21 protein-coding genes and 1 pseudogene are annotated in these 23,249 nt (G+C 55.8%); 7 read left to right on the forward strand and 15 right to left on the reverse strand.

The features are described from left to right. Window positions 1-212, reverse strand: a pseudogene (locus A936_RS23820) (hypothetical protein); the annotation flags it as partial. Window positions 213-881: 669 nt separating this feature from the next. Here A936_RS23820 and A936_RS19150 point away from each other — a divergent pair. From A936_RS19150 to yjiA, 3 genes are read left to right on the forward strand one after another with little or no spacing between them, the layout of a single operon-like run. Further along, the gene (locus tag A936_RS19150) at window positions 882-3,035 is read left to right on the forward strand and encodes a carbon starvation CstA family protein (RefSeq protein ID WP_008460695.1); all 2,154 of its coding nucleotides are present in this window, start codon (window positions 882-884) and stop codon (window positions 3,033-3,035) included. 56 nt (window positions 3,036-3,091) lie between these two features. Then, on the forward strand, window positions 3,092-3,295 hold the full coding sequence (locus A936_RS19155) for a YbdD/YjiX family protein (protein WP_008460696.1): 204 nt from the start codon (window positions 3,092-3,094) through the stop codon (window positions 3,293-3,295). A gap of 13 nt (window positions 3,296-3,308) precedes the next feature. Beyond that, complete coding sequence (gene yjiA / locus A936_RS19160) at window positions 3,309-4,274, forward strand: GTPase (RefSeq protein WP_008460697.1); 966 nt, start codon at window positions 3,309-3,311, stop codon at window positions 4,272-4,274. 10 nt (window positions 4,275-4,284) lie between these two features. Here the strand turns inward: yjiA and btsR are convergent, their stop codons facing one another. Further along, window positions 4,285-5,004 carry a two-component system response regulator BtsR gene (gene btsR, locus A936_RS19165; RefSeq protein WP_008460700.1) on the reverse strand — a complete coding sequence of 240 codons (720 nt, stop codon included), beginning with the start codon at window positions 5,002-5,004 and terminating at the stop codon, window positions 4,285-4,287. Continuing rightward, complete coding sequence (locus A936_RS19170) at window positions 4,998-6,686, reverse strand: sensor histidine kinase (RefSeq protein WP_008460702.1); 1,689 nt, start codon at window positions 6,684-6,686, stop codon at window positions 4,998-5,000. Before A936_RS19170 ends, btsR begins: the two co-directional genes overlap by 7 nt. A 505-nt stretch (window positions 6,687-7,191) precedes the next feature. Here A936_RS19170 and A936_RS19175 point away from each other — a divergent pair. The 3 genes from A936_RS19175 (at window position 7,192) to A936_RS19185 (ending at window position 9,786) form a co-directional block, all read left to right on the forward strand. After that, window positions 7,192-8,214, forward strand: coding sequence for a methionine ABC transporter ATP-binding protein (locus A936_RS19175; protein ID WP_008460704.1), 1,023 nt, complete (start codon window positions 7,192-7,194; stop codon window positions 8,212-8,214). Then, window positions 8,207-8,875 (forward strand): methionine ABC transporter permease, encoded by a 669-nt coding sequence (locus A936_RS19180; RefSeq protein WP_008460706.1) that lies wholly within the window; start codon window positions 8,207-8,209, stop codon window positions 8,873-8,875. Before A936_RS19175 ends, A936_RS19180 begins: the two co-directional genes overlap by 8 nt. A 95-nt stretch (window positions 8,876-8,970) precedes the next feature. Continuing rightward, complete coding sequence (locus tag A936_RS19185) at window positions 8,971-9,786, forward strand: MetQ/NlpA family ABC transporter substrate-binding protein (protein WP_008460708.1); 816 nt, start codon at window positions 8,971-8,973, stop codon at window positions 9,784-9,786. Window positions 9,787-9,848: 62 nt separating this feature from the next. Here A936_RS19185 and A936_RS19190 read toward each other — a convergent pair whose 3' ends face one another. The 11 genes from A936_RS19190 to A936_RS19240 all read right to left on the reverse strand — a co-directional run bounded on the left by A936_RS19190 (window position 9,849) and on the right by A936_RS19240 (window position 21,052). Then, complete coding sequence (locus A936_RS19190) at window positions 9,849-10,091, reverse strand: DUF2164 domain-containing protein (RefSeq protein WP_008460710.1); 243 nt, start codon at window positions 10,089-10,091, stop codon at window positions 9,849-9,851. After that, entirely contained in the window at window positions 10,088-10,675 is a 588-nt protein-coding gene (locus tag A936_RS19195) for a flavin reductase family protein (RefSeq protein ID WP_008460711.1), read from the reverse strand. Before A936_RS19195 ends, A936_RS19190 begins: the two co-directional genes overlap by 4 nt. A gap of 55 nt (window positions 10,676-10,730) precedes the next feature. Continuing rightward, complete coding sequence (gene arnF, locus A936_RS19200) at window positions 10,731-11,126, reverse strand: 4-amino-4-deoxy-L-arabinose-phosphoundecaprenol flippase subunit ArnF (protein WP_008460713.1); 396 nt, start codon at window positions 11,124-11,126, stop codon at window positions 10,731-10,733. Then, window positions 11,126-11,449 (reverse strand): 4-amino-4-deoxy-L-arabinose-phosphoundecaprenol flippase subunit ArnE, encoded by a 324-nt coding sequence (gene arnE, locus A936_RS19205; RefSeq protein ID WP_008460715.1) that lies wholly within the window; start codon window positions 11,447-11,449, stop codon window positions 11,126-11,128. The genes arnF and arnE overlap by 1 nt, the downstream gene beginning before the upstream one ends. Next, window positions 11,446-13,107: a lipid IV(A) 4-amino-4-deoxy-L-arabinosyltransferase gene (arnT, locus tag A936_RS19210; RefSeq protein ID WP_008460717.1), complete on the reverse strand. Its 1,662-nt coding sequence runs from the start codon at window positions 13,105-13,107 to the stop codon at window positions 11,446-11,448. Before arnT ends, arnE begins: the two co-directional genes overlap by 4 nt. Window positions 13,108-13,111: 4 nt before the next feature. Next, window positions 13,112-14,008, reverse strand: coding sequence for a 4-deoxy-4-formamido-L-arabinose-phosphoundecaprenol deformylase (gene arnD, locus A936_RS19215; protein WP_008460720.1), 897 nt, complete (start codon window positions 14,006-14,008; stop codon window positions 13,112-13,114). Continuing rightward, window positions 14,005-15,987 carry a bifunctional UDP-4-amino-4-deoxy-L-arabinose formyltransferase/UDP-glucuronic acid oxidase ArnA gene (gene arnA, locus A936_RS19220; protein ID WP_008460722.1) on the reverse strand — a complete coding sequence of 661 codons (1,983 nt, stop codon included), beginning with the start codon at window positions 15,985-15,987 and terminating at the stop codon, window positions 14,005-14,007. Before arnA ends, arnD begins: the two co-directional genes overlap by 4 nt. Next, entirely contained in the window at window positions 15,987-16,967 is a 981-nt protein-coding gene (arnC, locus tag A936_RS19225) for an undecaprenyl-phosphate 4-deoxy-4-formamido-L-arabinose transferase (RefSeq protein ID WP_008460725.1), read from the reverse strand. Before arnC ends, arnA begins: the two co-directional genes overlap by 1 nt. A 1-nt stretch (window position 16,968) precedes the next feature. Next, window positions 16,969-18,108 carry a UDP-4-amino-4-deoxy-L-arabinose aminotransferase gene (arnB, locus tag A936_RS19230; protein ID WP_008460726.1) on the reverse strand — a complete coding sequence of 380 codons (1,140 nt, stop codon included), beginning with the start codon at window positions 18,106-18,108 and terminating at the stop codon, window positions 16,969-16,971. Window positions 18,109-18,476: 368 nt separating this feature from the next. Beyond that, complete coding sequence (locus A936_RS19235) at window positions 18,477-20,441, reverse strand: peptidase U32 family protein (RefSeq protein WP_008460727.1); 1,965 nt, start codon at window positions 20,439-20,441, stop codon at window positions 18,477-18,479. A gap of 71 nt (window positions 20,442-20,512) precedes the next feature. Next, window positions 20,513-21,052: a helix-turn-helix domain-containing protein gene (locus A936_RS19240; protein ID WP_008460728.1), complete on the reverse strand. Its 540-nt coding sequence runs from the start codon at window positions 21,050-21,052 to the stop codon at window positions 20,513-20,515. Between the two features lie 94 nt (window positions 21,053-21,146). On the opposite strand from A936_RS19240, the gene A936_RS19245 reads away from it, so the two are divergent. After that, window positions 21,147-22,313, forward strand: a complete 1,167-nt coding sequence (locus tag A936_RS19245) for a benzoate/H(+) symporter BenE family transporter (protein ID WP_008460729.1) — start codon at window positions 21,147-21,149, stop codon at window positions 22,311-22,313. Here A936_RS19245 and A936_RS19250 read toward each other — a convergent pair. Continuing rightward, on the reverse strand, window positions 22,293-23,165 hold the full coding sequence (locus A936_RS19250) for a helix-turn-helix domain-containing protein (RefSeq protein WP_008460730.1): 873 nt from the start codon (window positions 23,163-23,165) through the stop codon (window positions 22,293-22,295). The two genes, A936_RS19245 and A936_RS19250, sit on opposite strands and share 21 nt — an antisense overlap. Window positions 23,166-23,249 lie beyond the last annotated feature (84 nt).

Here is a 23,249-nt window from a genome sequence, read left to right on the forward strand (position 1 = left end):
CCGGAGTTATAAATGCGTTTGGCGAGGGTATTTTTACCGGAATAGATATACTCATTTAACGGACCCACATTGATCACCGGGCCAGCGACTGCCGGCATAGCCAGAGTAATTAACATTGTCAAAGGCAAGGCTGTGGATATCGCATTTCTTTTTGTTTTAGTCGGTTTATTTTCAGATAAAGACATAAAAGCATCGCCATAAATTAATTTCATTGCTGCGTATTATGTCTGCCAGCACGATTTGCACAACGCTAAACAGCTTAATTAAGAAACAAATAATAAATCTCATCAATTAATATGTAACAACAAAGAGTTATGCAACCTTATGTTTTTAAACGCTAATAACAAAAACATTCATTAATAATACATTGACATACATTCAGTTTAAGGCAGGCAGCACGCTTACTTCCGCCATCCTGAGATACCACAACCTGTCTTTGCAAAAAATGAATAAACAATAAATACCAAACAATTAACACCACCTCATGTATTAATAAGTGCATGAAATGGAATTTCAATTCAGTCGTAATAACACGTTACGATCATTAATTTCTGTAAATACCATCCTGTTATTTATTTCAACGCCCATAGCGAAGTTTACGCTCAGCTCAATTGAGCCAATACCGGCTATATCATTAAATCCTCTCTGCTTATCATGGGATCTAAATCACACTTTTCAGTGAGTTAGCGGCTGGTTAAAACCGCTTAGCCTGTCCCACAACCGCTTATTCCTGAATACGACCACTCGGCCACTCTTTTTCCTCTCTTGCAGCAAAAATCGTCACGCTATGGCTGGGCTATTTTTATGCCCTTCTTTTACAACAACCAGGTTCAGCGAGACGGCGAACAGGCATGACGCCAGGGCTGACAAACGGATGAATTATGAATAAAAATAAATTTCTCAAACATATACCCTGGGTGATTCTGGGTATCATCGGGGCCTGCTGTCTGGCCGTCGTCGCCCTGCGACGGGGGGAACACATCAGCGCCCTGTGGATCGTCGTCGCCTCGGTGTCGGTCTATCTGGTGGCTTACCGCTACTACAGCCTTTATATCGCCCAGAAGGTGATGAAGCTGGATCCTACCCGCGCCACACCGGCGGTGATCAATAACGATGGACTGAACTATGTCCCGACCAACCGTAACGTGCTGTTTGGCCACCACTTCGCGGCGATAGCCGGAGCCGGGCCTCTGGTCGGCCCGGTGCTGGCGGCGCAGATGGGCTATCTGCCCGGAGTGCTCTGGCTACTGGCAGGCGTTGTACTGGCCGGGGCGGTGCAGGACTTTATGGTGCTGTTTATCTCCTCGCGCCGAAACGGGGCTTCCCTTGGCGAGATGATCAAAGAAGAGATGGGGCCCGTGCCGGGGACGATTGCCCTGTTTGGCTGCTTCCTGATCATGATAATTATCCTGGCCGTGCTGGCTCTTATCGTGGTGAAAGCGCTGGCTGAAAGCCCGTGGGGCGTCTTTACCGTTTGCTCGACGGTGCCGATTGCCCTGTTTATGGGCATTTATATGCGCTTTATTCGCCCGGGCCGGGTCGGTGAAGTGTCCGTTATCGGGATTGTGCTGCTGGTCGCCTCGATTTACTTCGGGGGTGTGATTGCCCACGACCCTTACTGGGGCCCGGCGCTGACCTTTAAAGACACTACCATTACCTTTACGCTCATCGGCTATGCCTTTATCTCCGCCCTGCTGCCTGTCTGGCTGATCCTCGCCCCGCGCGACTACCTGGCGACCTTCCTGAAAATCGGCGTTATCGTCGGCCTGGCGATTGGTATCGTTATCCTCAATCCAGAGCTGAAAATGCCGGCCATTACTCAGTACGTGGATGGTACCGGTCCGCTGTGGAAAGGCGCATTGTTCCCGTTCCTGTTTATCACCATTGCCTGCGGGGCAGTGTCCGGCTTCCACGCGCTTATCGCGTCCGGCACCACGCCAAAACTGCTGGCTTGTGAAACCGACGCTCGCTTTATCGGCTACGGTGCGATGCTGATGGAGTCATTTGTGGCCGTTATGGCCCTGGTAGCGGCTTCCATCATTGAGCCGGGTCTGTACTTCGCGATGAACACGCCACCGGCGGGTCTGGGCTTTACCATGCCAAACCTGCACGAGCTGGGCGGGGAAAACGCGCCAATGATTATGGCGCAGCTGAAGGAAGTGACCGCGCACGCGGCCGCCACCGTCAGTTCCTGGGGCTTCGTGATTTCTTCTGAGCAGATCCTGCAGACGGCGAAAGATATCGGTGAGCCTTCCGTACTCAACCGCGCAGGCGGTGCCCCTACCCTTGCCGTCGGTATTGCGCACGTATTCCACAAAATTGTTCCGGTCGCCGACATGGGCTTCTGGTACCACTTCGGGATCCTGTTTGAAGCGCTGTTTATTCTTACTGCGCTGGATGCCGGCACCCGTTCTGGCCGCTTTATGCTGCAGGATCTGCTGGGTAACTTTATCCCGTTCCTGAAGAAAACCGACTCGCTAGTGGCCGGTATCATCGGCACCGCTGGCTGCGTAGGCCTGTGGGGCTACCTGCTGTATCAGGGCGTGGTCGATCCGCTGGGCGGCGTGAAAAGCCTGTGGCCGCTGTTCGGCATCTCCAATCAGATGCTGGCGGCAGTTGCATTAGTGCTGGCCACTGTAGTCCTGGTGAAGATGAAACGTACCCGGTACATTTGGGTCACCGTGGTGCCTGCGGTCTGGCTGCTTATCTGCACCACCTGGGCGCTGGGCCTGAAGCTGTTTAGCAGCAACCCGCAGATGGAAGGCTTCTTCTTCATGGCCAACCAGTATAAGGCGCGTATCGCCGCCGGTGGGGCGGATCTGACGGCTCAAGACCTCGCCAACATGAACCACATTGTCGTCAATAACTACACCAACGCGGGCCTGAGCATTCTGTTCCTGGTGGTGGTTTACAGCATTATTTTCTACGGCATTAAGGCCTGGAAAGAGGCGCGTAAATCCGACCAGCCGACGGACAAAGAAACGCCTTACCAGCCGGTGCCGAAAGAAGGCATTAAGATTTCTTCCGGACACTGATCGCTTCATCTGACAGCCCCGCATTAGCGGGGCTTAAATCACTAAAGGAGCGACGAATGTTTGATAACTTAGGTGCTGCAAAAAAGTACCTCGGCCAGGCGGCAAGAATGCTCGTTGGCATTCCGGACTATGATACCTACGTGCTGCATATGCAGACGAACCACCCGGATCAGCCGCCCATGACCTACAAAGAATTCTTCCGTGAACGCCAGCAGGCGCGCTACGGCGGAGACGGTAAAGGCGGCATGCGCTGCTGTTAACAGGAAGGACGCGATGACACCGATTGCAGTAACCGTATTAACCGGCTTTTTGGGTGCAGGGAAAACCACCCTGTTACGTCATATCCTGCATACCCAGCAGGACGAGAAGATTGCCGTTATTGAAAATGAATTTGGCGAAACGCCTATCGACAGTCAGCTGATTGGCGACCGCGCCACACGTATAACGACCCTGAGCAACGGCTGTATTTGCTGCACGCGCTCAAGCGAGCTGGAAGATGCCCTGCTGGATCTGCTTGATAGCCGGGACAAAGGTGAAATCCACTTCGACAGGCTCATCGTCGAATGCACCGGCATGGCCGACCCTGGCCCTATCCTGCAGGCCTTTTTCGCCCATGAAATCATCTGCGAACGCTACCTGCTTGACGGCGTGATCGCCCTGGTCGACGCGGTACATGCCGATTCACAGCTGAATCAGTTCCCGCTCGCCCAGTCGCAAATCGGCTACGCAGACCGTATTTTACTGACCAAAACCGATGTGGCCGGTGAATCCGCTGCATTGACTGAACGCCTGCAGCGCATTAACGCACGCGCGCCGGTGTACCCTATCCTGCACGGCAATATCGATCTTCCGCTGCTGTTTAACACCCGCGGCTTTATGCTGGAAGAAAACGTCGTGGCGACAAAACCTCGCTTCCACCGCATTGCCCCGCAGCAAAATGAAGTCTCATCCATTGTGGTGACGCTGGACTACCCGGTTGCGCTGTCCGCCGTCTCTTCCGTGATGGAAAACCTGCTGTCCGGCTTCGCCAACAACCTGCTCCGCTACAAAGGAATGCTGTGGATTGAAGACCAGCCCTGTCGCCTGCTGTTCCAGGGCGTGCAGCGCCTTTACAGCGCCGACTGGGACCGCGAATGGCAGCCGGACGAAACGCCGGAGAGCACGCTGGTGTTCATCGGCGTCTCGCTCCCTGAGGCCGAAATCCGCGACGCTTTTGCCGGATTAAAACCTGCCGCGTAAAGCAATAACCTTAAAGCCCCACCGCCTCTTTTAACGACTTCAAATAGCGGCGGCTCACCGGCACGGTGCGGCCATCCCGCAGCAACAGCTCCGCCTGACTGTTATCCTCTAGGCGGATCTCCTGCAAATAATTCATGTTCACCAGATATTGCCGGTGGCAGCGCAGCAGCGGCGTGCGGCTTTCCAGCGTGCGCAGTGTTAATTCGGTAAAGCCTTCTTTGCCATCCCGGCTGGTGACATACACCCCGCTTAGCCGGCTGCTGACGTAGGCCACCTCCTCCATCTGCAGCAGCCAGATGCGGCTGTGGCCGCTGCACGGGATAAATTTTAGCGGCTGCTGGCTGTCCGGCAGGCGGGAAACATCCTGCGCTTCGCTCTCCTGATGCAGGCGAGCCAGCGTTTTTTGCAGCCGCTGCGCTTCGATAGGTTTGAGCAGATAGTCAAATGCGCACTCCTCAAACGCCTGTACCGCGTATTCATCAAAAGCGGTGAGAAACACAATGCGTGGCCGATGGCGTTCGTCGAGCATACCCACCATTTCCAGCCCGCTAATACGCGGCATCTGGATATCGAGAAACAGCACGTCCGGGCGCAGTTTGTTCACCGCGCTAATCGCCTCTATCGCGTTGGCGCATTCCCCGACTATCTCAATCTCGCCATCGTTCTCAAGCAGGACGCGCAGGTTCTCACGCGCCAGCGGTTCATCATCCACAATCAATACTCTTAACATACCAACTCCTCGGTGGGCAGGCGCACGGTGATGCAGGTAACACGGTCGGGGTCGCAGCTCACGGCCAGACCATAATCTTCCCCAAACTTCGCCCGCAGCCGCTTGTCCACCAGATTCATTCCCAGTCCGTTACCGTTCTCTTTTGGCCGGTACAACCCGGCATTATCCTCGACATCCACCAGCACGTCTTTTCCCTCTGTACGGGCACGAATAGTAATCATGCCGTGGCCTAATTGCTGAGAGGTGCCGTGTTTAATGGCGATTTCCACAATCGGCTGTAGCGTGAAAGCTGGCAAACGCTGATTCGCCAGCTCGTCGGGCACCTGCCAGTCCACCGCCAACTGAGTCTGGAAACGCGCCAGCTCAATTTGCAGATAGGCATTCACGTGCTCAATTTCATCGGAAAGCGTGACAATTTCAGACGGGCGCTTGAGATTTTTGCGGAAAAATGTCGAGAGGTACTGCACAAGCTGCCCGGCTTTGTCGCCATCGTGGCGAATAACCGCTTTCAGCGTGTTCAACGCATTAAATAAGAAGTGCGGGTTCACCTGGGCATGCAGCAGCTTAATCTCGGACTGCGCCAGCAGCGCTTTTTGTTGTTCATATTTCCCGGCGAGGATTTGCGCCGACAGCAGCTGCGCAATTCCTTCGCCGAGCGTGCGGTTGATCGAGCTAAACAGCCGGTTACGCGCCTCATAGAGTTTTATCGTGCCGATCACCCGCTGATTTTCACCCCGTAGCGGGATAACCAGCGTCGACCCCAGCTTGCAGTTAGGATGCAGCGAGCAGCGATAAGGCACCTCATTGCCGTCGGCGTAAACCACTTCGTTATTCTCGATGGCCTGCCAGGTGTAACCCGACGAAATAGGCTTGCCCGCCAGGTGGTGATCGGCCCCGGTGCCAATAAACGCCAACAGCCTTTCCCGGTCGGTGATCGCCACGGCGCTGATGTCCAGCTCCCGGTGCAGCACCTTCGCCACCTTCAGGCTATTTTGTTCGTTGAATCCCTGCCGGAGGATCCCCTCGGTTGCGGCCGCGACCTTTAGCGCGGTGGCGGAGAACGCGGAAGTGTATTTCTCAAACATCGCACGTTTATCCAGCAGAATGCGCATAAACATGGCAGCACCCAGCGTGTTGGTGACCATCATCGGCGCAGCGATGCTTTCCACCAGGTGGAGCGCATCCTCAAAGGGCCGTGCGATAAGCAAGATAATGATCATCTGCACCAGTTCGGCGACAAAGCTCGTCGCTCCGGCGACCAGCGGGCTAAACAGTTTGTCCGTCCTGCCCCGGCGGATTAAAACGCTGTGGATTAACCCGCCAATCAGTCCTTCCGCAATGGTGGAGATCATGCAGCTCAGCGCCGTCATTCCACCGAGAGAATAACGATGCAGCCCGCCGGTTAGCCCCACCAACCCGCCCACCACCGGCCCGCCTAACAGGCCGCCCATCACGGCGCCAATGGCGCGCGTGTTGGCAATGGAGCCTTCAATGTGAAGACCAAAATAGGTGCCCATAATGCAGAAAACCGAGAAGGTGATGTAGCACAGCAGCTTGTGGGGTAAGCGCACGGTCACCTGCATCAGGGGGATAAACAGCCGGGTTTTACTCATTAACCAGGCAATGACCAGGAACACGCACATCTGCTGCAGAAGCAGCAGGACTAAATTGGATTCGTACATCTTCAGACAATCTCCGCTCTCGAGGCGGGAAAGATACCTTGATGAGACTAGAATTTCCGGGGCATGGCGCAGATTTGTTAAATTTGGTACGAAAATAACAACGAAAACGGCACCAGGGAGAACCAATATAAAACTAAAAAAACCAGGCAGAACAATCATCGACCAATAACATATCGTTAATAAAATCGATTAACAGCCCGTTCATTATTTATCCCCCCCACACTCTGCTGATTATTATTTAAACAAACGCAGTTAATCAATTTAACGATAAGCAATGCCATGTTTTTGCTAAAGCGTATTAATCCCGGTCAGGAAAGAACCATCATGTATTTATATTTCTTATGGCTATAAGTCATATCTTTATATTCTTCTGAGCAACGGTATTAGCAGGTAGTATCAGCCAAATAACAATGATTCAACGCCCATAACACGGCATTCGTGCGCCAGTTGTCAGCATATCATGCTGTTGCGTTGCGGAAAATTTCAGCAAGTAAGGACCAGGATAATGATCGTTCTCTCGGGCGTATCAAAAATATTTGCCAGCAGACATGGCGCCATTACCGCCGTAGATAATATTAATATCAACGTCAATAAAGGCCAGATTTACGGCATTATTGGCTACAGCGGCGCGGGTAAAAGCACATTAATAAGATTATTAAATGGGCTGGAGAAACCCACGTCAGGATCGATCATTGTCGCCGGGCAGGATATTGCCCAGGCCAGAGGCGAACAGCTCCGTCAGGCTCGTCTAAAAGTCAGCATGGTCTTTCAGCACTTTAATCTGCTGTGGTCCCGGACCGTTGCCGAGAATATTGCCTTTCCCCTGCAAATTGCCGGTGTTAATAAAAGCCAGATTCAGCAGCGTGTTAACGAGCTGATTAAGCTTGTGGGGCTGGAGGGGCGCGAAAACGCCTGGCCCGCTCAGCTAAGCGGTGGCCAAAAGCAGCGAGTCGGCATTGCTCGCGCGCTGGCCAATAACCCGGATGTTTTACTGTGCGACGAAGCCACTTCGGCGCTGGATCCGCAAACGACTGACGCGATTCTCGATCTGCTGCTCGACATTAACCGCCAGCTCAACTTAACCATCGTGCTCATCACCCATGAAATGCACGTGGTGCGCAAAGTTTGTCAGCGCGTAGCGGTGATGGAAAACGGCAGAATCGTTGAAGAAGGCCCGGTGCTGGATATTTTCACCCACCCGAAGCAGCCCATCACGCAAACTTTTGTGCGTCAGATTGCGGGGCAAAATACGCCCAGAGAACCCTTCAATCCGCTCTGGGTTCAGGGCATTGGCGGCAGCATTCTGAAGCTGATTTTCCCTGGCGGAGAAGCCCGACAGCCGGTGATTGCCGATGTCATTCAGCATTTTAACGTCGCGCTGAATATCCTGCACGGCAACATTACCCAGACGGTAGACGGCGCGTTTGGCGAGCTGTACGTCCATATGGATGACGCCAGCCAGCTAGAAAATATTGTGCAATACCTGAATCAAAAGCGGGTAGAGACTGAGGTTATTCGACATGCTTGAGCAATACTTCCCGCATTTAAAACTGGACAAACTGTGGGCCGCCACAGGCGAAACGCTCTACATGACGGCCTGGTCGGGAGTGGCAACGTTCGTGTTTGGCATCGCCCTCGGCGTGCTGCTGTTTCTCACTTCTCGCGGTCAGCTGTTGCAGAATCGACTGGTTTACTCGGTGGTGACCGTGCTGGTCAACGTCTTCCGCTCGATCCCGTTCATCATTCTGATCGTCCTGCTGATCCCCTTCACGAAAACGCTGGTTGGCACCATTCTCGGCACCAACGCCGCGCTGCCGGCGCTGATCGTCGGGGCGGCCCCCTTCTACGCCCGCCTGGTGGAAATTGCACTGCGCGAAGTCGATAAAGGCGTTATTGAAGCCACGCGTTCAATGGGGGCCAAAACCCACACGCTGATCTTCCTCGTGCTGCTGCCTGAATCCTCTCCGGCGCTGGTGTCCGGGATGACTGTCACTCTGATTGCGCTGGTGAGCTACAGCGCCATGGCTGGGGTTATCGGTGCTGGAGGCTTAGGCAACCTCGCCTATCTGGAAGGGTTCCAGCGTAACCATAATGACGTCACGCTGGTGGCCACGGCCACTATTCTGGCGATCGTTTTTATTATTCAGTTTATCGGCGACCGCATCACACACCTGCTCGATAAACGCTAACGGCTTTCACACCTTTCGGGCGACAGAAGCACACACTGCCGCCTGGAATTCCACGGCAATGCACTTTTAATCACTAATCACGACTGGACGAAATAATGAAAAAACAGTTTATGATGTTAGCTCTGGCTTCTTTAACCGCGTTAAGTCTTCACGCCAACGCCGCTGAAAAACTGATTGTGGGCGCCTCCAACGTCCCGCATGCGGAAATTCTTGAGCAGGCGAAGCCGATTCTGGCGAAAGAAGGCATCGATCTTGAGATCAAAACCTTTCAGGACTATATCCTGCCGAATACCGCGCTGGCCGAGCATGAGATTGACGCCAACTACTTCCAGCATCAGCCCTATCTGGATTCGGTGCTACAGGATCATAAAGGCGATAAAAACTACGATTTCGTCAGCGCCGGGGCAATCCACGTGGAGCCGATCGGCATCTATTCGAAGAAGTATAAAAGCCTGAAGGATCTGCCGCAGAACGGCAAAATCATTCTGCGTGACTCGGTGGCCGAAGAAGGCCGTATTCTGGCTATCTTCCAGCGCGAAGGTGTGATCACCCTGAAACCTGGCGTGAAGCCGGTTAACGCGCGCATCAGCGACATTGCCAGCAACCCAAAAAACCTGCAGTTCAAAGCGGATATTGAAGCCGCCCTGCTGCCGCAGATGTACGCCAACAACGAAGGCGATGCGGTGGTGATCAACGCCAACTACGCGCTGGATGCGGGCCTGAACCCGATTAAAGATCCGATTGCCGTCGAAAGCGCCGAAGGCAACCCGTATGCCAACATCATTACCGTGCACCGCGCCGACGTGAAGAAACATGACATCGTCGAGCTGGTGAAAGTCCTGCACTCTAAGCAGATTCAGGACTGGATCAACGAGAAGTACCACGGCGCGGTTGTGCCGGTTAACCAGTAATACGAAAAAGGGGTGCAATGCGCCCCTTTAGTCATTCAATAATGGCAAGATCGCGGGCAAAACTAATCGACGATTTTTTCCAGATCCAGCAACTCTTCCAGCGTCAGCATGTTGCTTTGGGCTACCGCCAGCGCATCGTCCAGTCCTTTATTGTAGAGCGCAGGCGCCATTTTTTTCACCAGCTCGTCAAGGAAGAATTCGGCTTCAAACTGCCCTATTTGCAGGTCGTGCTTGTCGTCCAGCCAGTCGCTGATAAAGTCACTCAGCTTGCGGTAGTCTTCGGCGGGTAACTCAATCTTCTTCATGACGCCTCCACGCCCGGTACCACCAGCGATTCGCCGATGGCGTAGAATTGGCCGCCGGCAATATAGTGCAGACTGCGGTATTCCGGCGGGGAGGTTTCAAACGACCAGTGACCGTTCCGGAACACGCGGTCGTCGGCCCAGGCACCGATAACTTCACCGATAAACAGGTCGTGAGCCTGATGGTTATGCGGTTCGGGGATAAGCCTGCAGACCATCCAGGCCGTGCAGCCCGAGACCAGCGGTACGCTGTGGCCAGGGGCGCGGAACAGCTCCACGCCGGATTGTTCGAGCTTGTCGGGCATCTCTTTCAGGCTGTGGGTACCCAGAAAATGGGTCATTTTGAGCTGGGCTGCACAGGGCACCTGAATCACAAAGGTGCCGCTGTTTTCGATAAGCGTGCGGGTGGCGGTGATTTTATCCAGCACCACCATCAGCTTGGATGGGGTAAAATCCAGCGCACAGGCCCAGGCGGCGGTCATCACGTCGTCCACGCCATTGTGGTGGGCAGACACCAGCACGGTTGGGCCGTGGTTGATCAGGCGATAAGACTTTTCTAACGGCACTTCAATGATATGTGGGTTCATACTTCGCATCCAGTTTTCATCAGGTTGCCGTCAGTTTGCCTGAACAACTAGCGCATTACTTTTCCTTTTTGTGGCGTAGCTGATGAGGCAGACAAATCAGCACCAGGCCGACGAAAATCGCCGCCACGCCGAGAAGTTTGCCCGGACTGAACGCTTCGTTAAGCCACGGCAGATTAATAGCCGCGAACCACACCAGCACATAGCTCAGGCTTAAAAGCGGATACGCTTTACTGAGCGGAATGCGTTTCAACGCCATATACCAGCAGCCCATGGAAAACGCGTAGGCCGCGAGCCCGCCGATCAGCGCCAGCAGCCCGTAACCGCCAAACAACACGGCCTGAATAAACTCAAGGCTCGCTGCGGCGGGAGGAAACTGAACCATCGCCCATTTCATGCTGAGCTGCGCCCCGCTGACCAGCAGCACGCTCATTAACGCCCAGATATAGCCCATCAGGCGTGCCCTCCCAGCGCGATAATCCCCAGAATGATCAGCATCACGCCCAGCCAGTGGTGCGCCGAAATTTTCTCTTTCCAGATCCAGCGCGCGGCAAGGGTGACAAAAATAAAGTTCAGGCTCAGCATGGGGTAAGCGATGCTCACCTCGACGTGCTGGAGCACCAGCAGCCAGACGAGCATCCCCAGCCCTAATAACAGAACGCTCAGCCCAAGCCACAGCATCAAGTGGCGGCGCCCCGCCCCCTGAGCCGCCTGCTTCTGGCACAGCTGCCCGCCGCAGCTAAGCAAACTGGCCAGAATAATCAGCGCAATATTCATGGCTGCGCGTCGTACTCAAACAGCACAAAGCGCCCGCTGTTGGCCCGGTGATCCGGCTCCGGCAGCTTCAGGTCATTGAGATCGGTGTTATTCGACACCAGCAGCATCAGCGACACTTTGCCCAGCTTGCGGTGTTCCGCCAGCCAGGATGCGAACTCATCACCGTAAACAAAGCGGTTAGATACATCCGGATAATCAAGGCCGTAGCGCAGCTCGCCCGCCTGATTATAAAGATTGATATCGCTCCGCTTCAGCTCCCATGCCACTCCGGCGGCAATGCCGACATTGTTGGTGAAGATGTAGCGACTGTCTTCCAGCTGCGGACGCATTTCATGAATGAACGCCTGCGGCTGCTTGGAGTTTTCCACTTTCGATGGAATCACCACGCCCACAAGCAGCGCCAGACCCAGCGGGCACAGCGCCGCCCAGTACCAGCGTTTCGCGGTCTGACTCAGGGTCAAAAGACCGAACAGCCCCCAGACGGCAAAGGCCACGCACGCCAGCACCACTTTCAGCGTTTCATTGGCGGCATACACCGGATGTCTGGCCAGACCCCACGGTGCCAGGAAGAATGCCACCGTGATCACGCAGGCCGCCCCAAACAGCAGGTTAATCCAGCCGTTGACGCGTAAAATAGCGGAGCCGCTTTTCGCCAGCTCAACGGCATGACGCGCCATCAGGATCGCCAGCGGTGCAAAGCACGGCAGAATGTAGGTCGGCAGTTTGCCTTTGGCGATGCTAAAGAACAGCAACGGCATCACAACCCAGCCCAGCAGGTAGAACGCGCCGCCCTGCTCGCCTCGGCTTTTCCAGCCGCTTTTCAGCGCGCCCGGCAGCAGAGCAAGCCATGGCAGAGAGCCTGCAATCAGGAACGGAATGTAGTACCAGAACGGGGCTTTATGCTGCGCGTCTTTCTCAGCGAAACGCTGAATGTGCTCCACCCAGAAGAAGTAGTGCCAGAAGTCAGGCTCGGCTTTGGCGATCGCAATCGCCCACGGCAGCGTAATTAGCACGGCGCTCAGCACCGCCAGCGGCCCGAACAATAACACCTCTTTCCAGCGTTTCTGTGCAATCACCCACGGCAGAACGCCAATCACCGGCACCGCAAGCGCCAGGAACCCTTTGGTCATCACGCCCATGCCGCAGGCCAGGCCCAGCAGCACGTAGCCACCCATCTTGCCGCCGGTGGTTTGTGCGGTACTGGCCAGCCAGAAGCTGCACATCGCCGCCGTCAGCCACAGGGTGATCATCGGGTCGAGCACGGAATAAGTGCCGATGCCGTAGACCAGCAGGCAGGTGAGGAAAATAACCCCGGCCAGCACCGCGATCGTTTTATCGCGCCACAGGCGGAACGCCAGCCAGTAGGTCAGCAGCGCGCTCAGGGTCACCGAAAACACGGAACCAAAACGCACGGCAAAATTGTTATGACCGAAGATGAATTGGCTGATGTTGTTGATCCAGTACCCCGCCACCGGCTTTTCGAAATAGCGCAGATCAAGGAAATGAGGAACGATCCAGTTGCCAGACAGCAGCATTTCACGGCTGATTTCCGCATAGCGCGTCTCATCCGGCTGCCACAGGTGACGAAACTCCAGAGGGACAAGGTAAAGCAAGGCAAAACAGACCAGAAGGGTCATTCCATATTTTGCAGATTTCATCGGTTCACGACTCTATAAGTTGTTGGCAACCCAGCCAGCCTTCGCGGCCTGGAATTGTCCCGCGCACAATTTTGCCTCTCGGCAGCGTGGATAAATCGTCCGGCAGAAGCTCGCTAAGCGGGCAGAACTGAACCCCCTCGGCGGCAGCCATCGCCAGCAATTCACTAAAGGAATCTCGCATCACCATCCCTTCGACTTCGGCATGAATGGTGTAAACCGGTGTGCCGCTGTCCTGGTGAATTTTATCCAGGATAAAGCGGTTAAAGTTCTCTTTACTGACTTCGGTACCAATCACCTCGTCCCACGTTGGCAGCGTCACGGGAATTTGCACCGCAGCCTCGCTACCGTTAGACAGAACGGGGATAAACGGCGTAGTACCACGGCAGTCGCTATTGTACTGGAACGGGAAAGCGGCTTTCGCTTTCACCACGCGCTGGTCAGCACGCCAGCCCGCCACGGCCGAGCAGTTTACAGGCTGCCCGACAATTTTCTGCAGCGCATCCAGCCCACGGCGAATTTGCTGTTCGAGCTTGTCCTGTTCCCAGACGCCCGCCCAGGCCTGCCAGGCATGGTGATCCCAGGCATGGAGGCCCACCTCATGGTGGTCCGCCGCCGCCGCGATAACCTCTGCGTTGCCTGCGCCAATCATGCGCCCCGGCCACGCGGTACCCGCCAGCAGAATGTCCCAGCCATACAGCGATGCTGCGTTGGAGCGCAGCATCTTCCACAGGAATTTAGGCTTGATCAGGCGCCACAAGTGGCGCCCCATGTTGTCTGGCCCAACGCTGAAGAAAAAGGTTGCCTGAGTCGAGTGTAAACTTAGCGTCTCCAGAAGGTTTGGCACCCCTTCACGGGTGCCTCGCCAGGTGTCGACATCAATACGCAGGCCGACTTTTCTCATGAAGCAGGGTCCGTCAGCTCAACGGTTTTCAGGAAGAAGTCCAGCGTCTCGTCGATGGTTTTCTCCATGTGCACTTCAGGCGTCCACTCCAGCAGGCGCTGGGCGTTGCGGATGCTTGGCTTACGGTGCTCAACGTCCTGATAACCTTTGCCGTAGTAGGCGCTGCTTTCCACTTCGCGGAAACCGGCGAACGGTGGGAACTGGCTACGCAGCGGATGACGTTCGAAGCTTTCCAGCAGCATTTCTGCCAGCTGTTTGATGCTCGCTTCGTTGTCCGGGTTACCGATGTTGATGATCTGGCCGTCGCAGTTATTGTTTTTGTTTTCAATAATGCGGAACAGCGCTTCGATGCCGTCGCCGATGTCGGTGAAGCAGCGCTTCTGCTTGCCGCCGTCGATAAGCTTGATCGGGGAACCTTCGACCAGGTTCAGGATCAGCTGGGTAATGGCACGGGAGCTACCGATACGCGCGGCGTTCAGGTTGTCCAGACGCGGGCCCATCCAGTTAAACGGACGGAACAGCGTGAAGCGCAGCCCTTCTTTTTCGCCGTATGCCCAGATAACACGGTCAAGCAGCTGTTTGGACACGGAGTAGATCCAGCGCTGTTTGTTGATTGGCCCAACGATCAGCGGGGAGTTATCTTCGTCAAACGACTTGTCGGTGCACATGCCGTACACTTCGGAGGTGGACGGGAAGATAATGCGTTTTTTGTATTTCACACAGTCGCGGATGATCTTCAGGTTCTCTTCGAAGTCGAGTTCGAACACTCGCAGCGGGTTACGGGTGTATTCGATTGGCGTCGCGATGGCTACCAGCGGCAGAACAACGTCACACTTCTTAATGTGGTATTCGATCCACTCGGAGTGAATGCTGATGTCACCTTCCACAAAGTGGAAACGCTCGTTGCCGATGAAGCGAGAAATCGCGTCGGAACCGATGTCCAGGCCGAAGATTTCGAAGTTGTCATCACGCAGCAGACGTTCGGTCAGGTGGTTACCGATAAAGCCGTTCACGCCCAGAATCAGTACGCGGGTACGACGTTTGATAGCGGAAACGGGTTTGCTGCTCAGAATCGCGCCGCTAACCAGGCCCAGAGACTGTGCCAGCTGGGAACCCTGCATGTACACGCCGTTTTCAGCCTGGCCGGTCACGACTTCCAGAGCACCGGTGCCGCAGGCAATCACCAGCGGGTTAACGGAGATAACTGTCCCGGCTTTCGCGCCATTGTTGCTTTCCAGCACGCGGCTTTTCCAGATGATGAATTTGCCGCCGCCCACGTAGCTGAACGCGCCTGGCCACGGTTCGGTCACCGCACGCACCAGGTTGTTAGCTTCTGCTGCAGAGCCTTCCCAGCTGATCGCGCCATCTTTTGGCGAACGGCCGCCGAAATAGGTCGCTTTGGATTCGTCCTGAGCGGTCTGCGGGAAGTGACCGGTTTTGATCACCGGCAGGCTTTTCGCCAGCAGGGATTTCGCGGTTTCGCACAGTTTGTGGTGCAGGGTCAGGGCAGTATCTTCTGCGGCAATCGCCACGCGTTCCTGAGCAACGATGTCGCCCGCGTCCGCGCGTTTCACCATGCGATGCAGGGTAACGCCCGTTTCGGTTTCACCTTTCACCAGCACCCAGTTCAGCGGCGCGCGGCCACGGAATTTAGGCAGCAGGGAGCCGTGGAGGTTAAATGCCCCGACGGAAGCGCAGTCCAGAATCTCTTCGCTCAGCAGGTTGCGGTAGTAGAAGGAGAAAATCACTTCAGGCTGTGCGTCTTTAATGCGGTCGACCCACAGCGGGTGGTTCACATCTTCAGGAGCAAAAACTGGGATGCCGAATTCTGCCGCCGTGCGGGCCACAGAACCGAAGAAGTTATTCTCAGCGGCGTTATCCGGGTGAGTATAAATTGCTGCAATGTCATAGCCTGCTTCAACCAGGGCACGAACACCCACACAGCCCATATCGTGATAGGCGAAAACAACTGCTTTCATTATTGATTTTCCTCTGAAGATAAAGCGGTTTCACTGCTAACTACGCGTTGAATAAAGTAACGAGGGCGAGCACGCACGTCGTTATAGATACGGCCAATGTACTCACCCAGCAGCCCCATTCCGATGAACTGGGCGCCAATAAAGGTGAACAGAACGGCGAAGAGCATAAACACCCCGTCCGCCGCCCACTGCGGGCCAAGAGCAAGACGTAACACCACCAGCAGTACCGCGAGGGCAAAACCGGACAGTGCGATAATGCTGCCGACGACGCTAAGTAAACGCAGCGGCGTTGTGGTCAGGCAGGTGATCAGGTCATACATCAGGTTGATCAGGCGCATGAAGCTGTACTTCGAGTCGCCAAACTGACGCTCGTCGTGGTGCACCGGGATTTCGATGGCGCGACGGGCAAAGGTGTTGGCCAGAATCGGGATAAAGGTACTGCGTTCGTGGCAGTGCAGCATCGCGTCGATGATATGGCGGCGGTAGGCGCGCAGCATACAGCCGTAGTCGCCCATCGCTTTACCGGTGGTGCGCTGGATCAGGTGGTTGATCATTTTTGACGCACGCTTGCGGAACCAGCTGTCCTGACGGTTCTGGCGCACGGTGCCCACAACGTCATAGCCTTCGTCGGCTTTCTCAACCAGGCGCGGGATCTCTTCCGGCGGGTTCTGCAGGTCAGCATCCAGGGTGACGATAAGATCGCCGGTGACGTGGCTAAAGCCCGCCATAATGGCCGAGTGCTGGCCATAGTTACGGTTCAGCAGCACCGCGACGATGTGGCTGTCCGGGGCTTCTGCCGCGCGGGTCAGCATGGCGGCAGAGTCATCGCTGCTGCCATCATCAATAAGGAGAATTTCGTAATCACGGTTCAGCTTTTGACAAGCTTCAGTGGTACGACGCAGCAGTTCAGGCAGGCTGTCCTGTTCGTTGTACACCGGGATCACAACGGAAACTTTCTTGATCGGTTCCGGGGTCGTCATCTTAGAGTCCTGCTATTTCACGTAAAGCGGTAATGACGCGGGAAGTGTCATCGTCGGTCATGGTTGGGAACAGTGGAATGGAGCAAATGCGCTCGCTGTTCCAGTCGCTGTTCGGCAGTTGAAGCTGCGGATAGCGCTCGCGGTAATACTTCTGGGTGTGCGCCGCGCGGAAGTGCAGGCCGGTGCCGATGCCGCGCTCTTTCAGCGCTTCCATCAGGCCGCTGCGGGAAATACCGCAGGTGGCCTCATCCACGCGGATGATAAACAGATGCCAGGCATGACGGTGCTGCCAGGTCGGGGTAGCAAGCGGCAGGAATGGCGTGTCGGCCAGCTCTTTGAGGTAGCGTTCGGCGATTTCCTGACGACGGACGTTGATTTGCTCCAGCTTGCCCAGCTGCACCAGCGCGATAGCCGCGTTAATGTCCGCAAGGTTGTATTTGAACCCCGGGGAGATAACTTCAGCCTGCGGCGCGCGGCCATGCGTCTGACGGTCAAAGGCATCTACGCCCAGACCGTGGAATTTCAGGCTACGAATGCGGTTAGCAAACTGGTCGTCGTCGGTGACGATCAGACCGCCTTCGGCGCAGGTCATGTTTTTGATGGCGTGGAAAGAGAAGATAGCCGTGCCCTTGCCGCCAACGTGCTTGCCTTTGTACTCGGTGCCCGCGGCGTGCGCAGCATCTTCAATCACCGGAATGCCGTGACGTTCCCCGATGGCGCGAATAGCGTCGATGTCGGCAGGCGCGCCCGCGTAGTGCACGGGAATGATCGCTTTAGTGCGTGGAGTAATGGCCGCTTCAATGGCTTCTGGCGTAACCATCAGCGTGTCGCGATCGACGTCGATCATCACCGGTTCGGCGCCCAGCAGCACAATCATGTTGAGCGTGGAGACCCAGGTCAGCGAGGGAGTAATCACCTCGTCACCCGCCTGCAGCCCAAGTGCCATCAGGGTAACGTGCATCCCGCCGGTGGCCGAGCTTACCGCAATGGCATGTTTATTGCCGGTTAAGTCGCAAAATGCTTTCTCAAGCGCCTGGTTTTTCGGCCCGGTTGTGATCCAGCCGGATTGCATGACTTCCGTTACCGCTGCAATTTCTTCCGCACCTAACGCCGGGCGTGAAAAAGGCAGAAAATCACTCATTACGTGGATTCCTTATTAAATCGCTAAACGCCAAAAGCTGACGGGATAATGAATCAGGCTAATTAAATAAAAGCACAACACTAGGGAAGTACGGCCTGTTTAGCTAAACATCTTATCAATGAAAAGAATTTAACAAAGAAATCTTAGAACAGTATTAAGAAAATGAGATATAACGAAAAATCGTGACGTTAAGCGTCTGCTGGCGAGCCTATGCCCTTCACAACCCCTGCTTGTCATCTGAATATCATGATTAAGGCATGTTTGTTGAATAGCGGAATAATTCCGTAAGTGACAAATAATAATGCATCCTCCCTGCGTGGTTAAAAAAACCGCCTGAAGCAGGCGGTTTTAAATAATAAGCAATGAAATTAACGCTTCGCTTTCCCCGGCAGCGTTTTCATCAAATCGTCCGGGCTAATGGAGGCCACCACGCTCCCCGGCAGCGGCATCTTCAGGATGTGGTTCTTCATCTTGCCGATGACGTGCATTTCGCACGGGCGGCAGTCAAATTTCAGCGTCAGCACTTCATCGCCGTGCACCAGCTGCATTGGGGTCGCTTTCCAGCTCTTGATGTTCCCTTTTGCCTGTTTCGGGCAAAGGTTAAACGCAAAGCGCAGGCAGTGCTTGGTGATCATCACCGGCACTTCGCCCTTCTCTTCATGTGCTTCATAGGCAGCGTCAATCAGCTGCACGCCATAGCGGTGATAAAACTCACGCGCTTTATGGTTATACACGTTCGCCAGGAAGCTTAAATGGCTGTCCGGGTAGACCGGCGGCGGCACGCTCACCGCTTTACGGGTGCCGCGCTGGTAGTTTTGCAGCCGCGCTTCGGTCAGCGCTTCAATGGCATCACGGCGCAGCTGGTTAAGCTGGGCGTTTGGCACAAATAAAGCTTCTTCCAGCAAGATGTTCACTTTCCGCGCGGAGTACATGGTCTGGCCCAGCTTGGTCAGGCCGTCACGCAGGCTGTCGAACGCTTTCTGCGGGTTATTGGCGACGTCAAACTGGCCGACGAGCGTTTGACTGACGCTGACGCCCTCTTCGCTGGTGGCTTTCATCACCAGCTGCTGCTGGCTGCCGCTCAGTTCGATATCCACCGCCACGCGGCGCTCGCTGGAGGTTTTCAGCAGCGCCTGCTGCCAGTTGTGGTCCAGGTTACGGTTCAGCGGGTGGTTCGGGCGCACTTTTTTCAGCGTTTCCGGCATTTCGTTTGGCCAGACGCGATACTGATTTTTTCCGGTTTTTTCCACCGTATTAGCGCGGAAGCCGACGATTTCACGCTTGATCAGCACGTTCAGGCCATCGCCGTTAGTCAACGTATCGGTAGTGGTCACGTCGAGGTGGTCTTTGCTCACTTTCAGCACTTCGCCCACCGGCAGGCCAATAAATTTTGGCGAGTCGAACGCACCGATGTCGATTTTGCGCTCGTTAACGAAGTAGTCAGTGCTGCCGCGGTGGAACGTTTTGTCCGGGGACGGAATAAAGTAGTGCGATGTCACGCCGGAAGACGCACGGGTCAGGTCGCTGCGCCCTTCCATCAGCTCGTCCAGCAGTTGGCGGTAGTACGCGGTGATGTTTTTCACGTAGCTCATGTCTTTGTAACGCCCTTCAATTTTGAAGGAGCGCACGCCCGCCTCGACCAGCGCCGCCAGGTTGGCGCTCTGATCGTTGTCTTTCATCGACAGCAGGTGTTTTTCGTAGGCTACGACGCGGCCCTGATCGTCTTTCAGGGTGTACGGCAGGCGGCAGGCCTGCGAGCAGTCGCCGCGGTTGGCGCTGCGCCCGGTCTGGGCGTGGGAAATATTACACTGCCCGGAATACGCCACGCACAGCGCGCCGTGAATGAAGAATTCAATCGTCGCGTCAACATTCTGGTGAATGGCGGCAATTTGCTGCAGGTTCAGCTCGCGCGCCAGCACGATTTGCGAGAAACCTGCATCGGACAGAAACTTCGCTTTTTCCACGCTACGAATGTCGCACTGGGTACTGGCGTGCAGCTCGATCGGCGGCAGATCCATTTCCAGCACGCCCATATCCTGCACGATCAGCGCATCAACCCCGGCTTCGTACAGGTCGACGATCATCGAGCGCGCAGGCTCCAGTTCGTCATCATGCAGAATGGTGTTCAGGGTAACAAAAATTTTCGCCCCGTAGCGGTGGGCAAACGGCACCAGTTCGGCCAGGTCTTGCAAGCTGTTACCGGCGTTGTGGCGAGCGCCAAAGCCAGGCCCACCGATGTAAACCGCATCCGCGCCATGGAGAATGGCTTCGCGGGCGATGGCGGTATCACGGGCAGGGCTGAGTAATTCAAGTTGATTTGCGTGCAGGCGCATAAAATTTGTCGTGTTCTGTAATGGCGAAAGGCGGCTATTGTAGTCACTTCCCCCGCGCAAAAACAGAGGGATTATGCCGTCGTCACCGGATAGTGAATCAGCGAGTGAAAATGCGTCTCATCGGCACCTGAATTACGGTACGCGTGAGGGCTATCGCCGTAGAATTTTAAGCCATCTCCGGCCTGCAACGTCTGCCATTCTCCGTCAACATTCATATCCAACACGCCGCTTATCACCACCACATGCTCGATAACGCCGCTGTCGTGCGCCGACGACTCGCTGAGCGCACCGGGGGCGAGGCGAATAGAAAAGTGGTCAAAACGCAGGTGCGGATCGTAAGGAAAAATCGGCACCACCACCATTTCCCGGTGCTGCGGGTCAAAGACCGGGCGCACGGGCGCTGAACCGGCTTCGAGGAAAACCGAAAACGGCACGTTAAAGCCGGTGGCAATCTTCCATAATGTGGCGACGGTCGGGCTGGATTCGTTGCGCTCGATCTGCCCGAGCATCGCTTTCGACACGCCGGTTTGTTCCGCCGCGAAGGTCAGGCTCCAGCCTCTGGCCTGACGCAGGCCTTTCAGGGTGTTTGCCAGATGTTGCGCTATATCCATTCTCTCCTCCCGTTAAGGGCGCAGTATAACGCCTTGTGCGCTATAACGCACGATGCTATATTCCCCGGACGTTATAACGCACAGCGAGCCAACCATGCGCCTTTCTCTGCCCCCGTTCCCCACCGTTCTGGCCGGTTTTGTTGCCGTCCTGGTCGGCTATGCCAGCTCCGCCGCCATTATCTGGCAGGCCGCAGATGCCGCAGGTGCCAGCCCGCACCAAATCGCTGGCTGGCTGACAATGCTGGGCCTGGCGATGGGCATCAGCACGCTGGGGTTAACGCTGTGGTATCGCGCGCCAATACTCACAGCCTGGTCCACGCCGGGCGCGGCGCTGCTGGCCACCAGCCTGCCGGGCTACAGCCTGAACGAGGCGGTGGGCATTTTTATTTTCGCCTCTGGGCTGATCCTGATCTGCGGCCTCACCGGGCTGTTCGCCAGGCTGATGCGCCTGATCCCGTCTACGCTCTCCGCCGCCATGCTGGCCGGGGTTTTACTGCGGTTTGGCCTCGACACTTTCACATCGTTACAGGGTCACTTCTTACTGTGCATCAGTATGCTGACCGGCTGGCTGCTGGCGAAGGTGTTTGCCCCGCGCTATGCCGTGGTTGTCGCCATGCTGGTTGGTCTGCTGATTTGCTTTATCAGCGGCGAGCTTCACGCCGGGAACGTCCCGGTTTCTGTCGTGGTGCCGGAATTCATCGCCCCCTCATTTAGCCTCGCCAGCCTGCTGGGCATCGGCGTACCCTTCTTCCTGGTGACCATGGCCTCGCAAAACGCCCCCGGCGTCGCCACGCTGGCGGCCTCCGGCTACAAAGTCCCGGTTTCACCGCTGATTGTCGTAACGGCGTTAATAGCCCTGCTGCTGGCACCATTCGGGGTATTTTCGGTTTGCATCGCCGCCATCACCGCCGCCATTTGCCAGAGTGCGGAAGCCCATCCCGACAAAGACAAACGCTGGCTTGCCGCCGCTGCTGCTGGGGTATTTTACTTATTGGCCGGCGTGTTTGGCGGGGCGATCTCGACGCTGCTGACGGCGCTGCCGCTCGCCTGGATCCATACTCTCGCAGGGCTGGCCCTGCTGGGCACCATTGCCGGAAGCCTGCATCAGGCGCTGAACCACGAGCGCGACAGAGACGCCGCCGTCGTGACGTTTCTGGTGACCGCCTCAGGCGTCAATCTGCTGGGCGTCAGCTCTGCATTTTGGGGGGTGATCGCCGGGGGGATTTGCTACGCCGCCCTTTCAAGGCTGAAGCGCGCGTAGCTGCGAGGGCGTTGCGCCAAAGACGCTTTTAAAGCGGGTGCTGAAGTGGCTGGGCGAACTAAACCCGCAGGCCATCGCGATCTCCGTCAACGGCAGTTTTCCCTGACGAACCAGTATTTCCGCCTTTGCCATTCTGCGCTGCATCACGTACTGATGTGGCGCCAGGCCGGTAGACTGTTTAAACATACGTGCAAAGTGGTATTCGCTGAGATCCGCCAGCCGGGCAAGTTCACCCAGGGTCAGCGCCTCACTCAGGTTCTGCTCGATATACGCCTGGGCATTGCGCAGTACCGCCGGCGCCAGCCCGCCGCGCACCGTCGGCAGTTTCCACTGCACGCTGCTGTAATGCTGCACCAGATGCGTCAACAGCAGCGTAGAGGCCGTGCTTAGCGTCAGGTGATTAGCCCGCTGCTGCCAGTCGCTGCTCAGCAGAAAGTGACGATAAAGCTGGGTTATGCGCGGGTCGTCGGCAAAGGTTTTTTCATCAAGGTTGATGGCCGCCGGGCTGCGGTCCCAAATCTGCGCGGCAATCTCTTTCAAATGCTCGTCGGTGCAGTACAGGTGCACAAACGAGAAGTCATCCCGCACGTCCCAGGTTGATTCGCTGTCTTCCGGCATAATGCAGAAGCGATCCGGGCCGCCGCCGTTGCGCCAGCCTGAGCTCGTTTTTTGATACGTTTCGTACCCTTCGGTCACGTACAGGCTCAGCGTGTGGTGATCGCAGCGCTGGGTAATGCAGTCATTTCCGTTGGACCAGGCGGCCAGCTGAATCCCTGAGCCAAGCTGAACGCTGCCGTTCAGGCGGGCTTTGTGCTGCTGCAGGTTTTCAAAGGCGTGGTATGGCGCGGTCATAGCGGGAGTCGGCTTCTGGAACATAATGGCTAGTGTAAGGACTGCGCGCCGCCGTCGCCACTGCCGCCGTGAAAAAAAACCGCA

This window comes from Enterobacter sp. Ag1, from assembly GCA_000277545.1.
Lineage (GTDB): Bacteria > Pseudomonadota > Gammaproteobacteria > Enterobacterales > Enterobacteriaceae > Cedecea.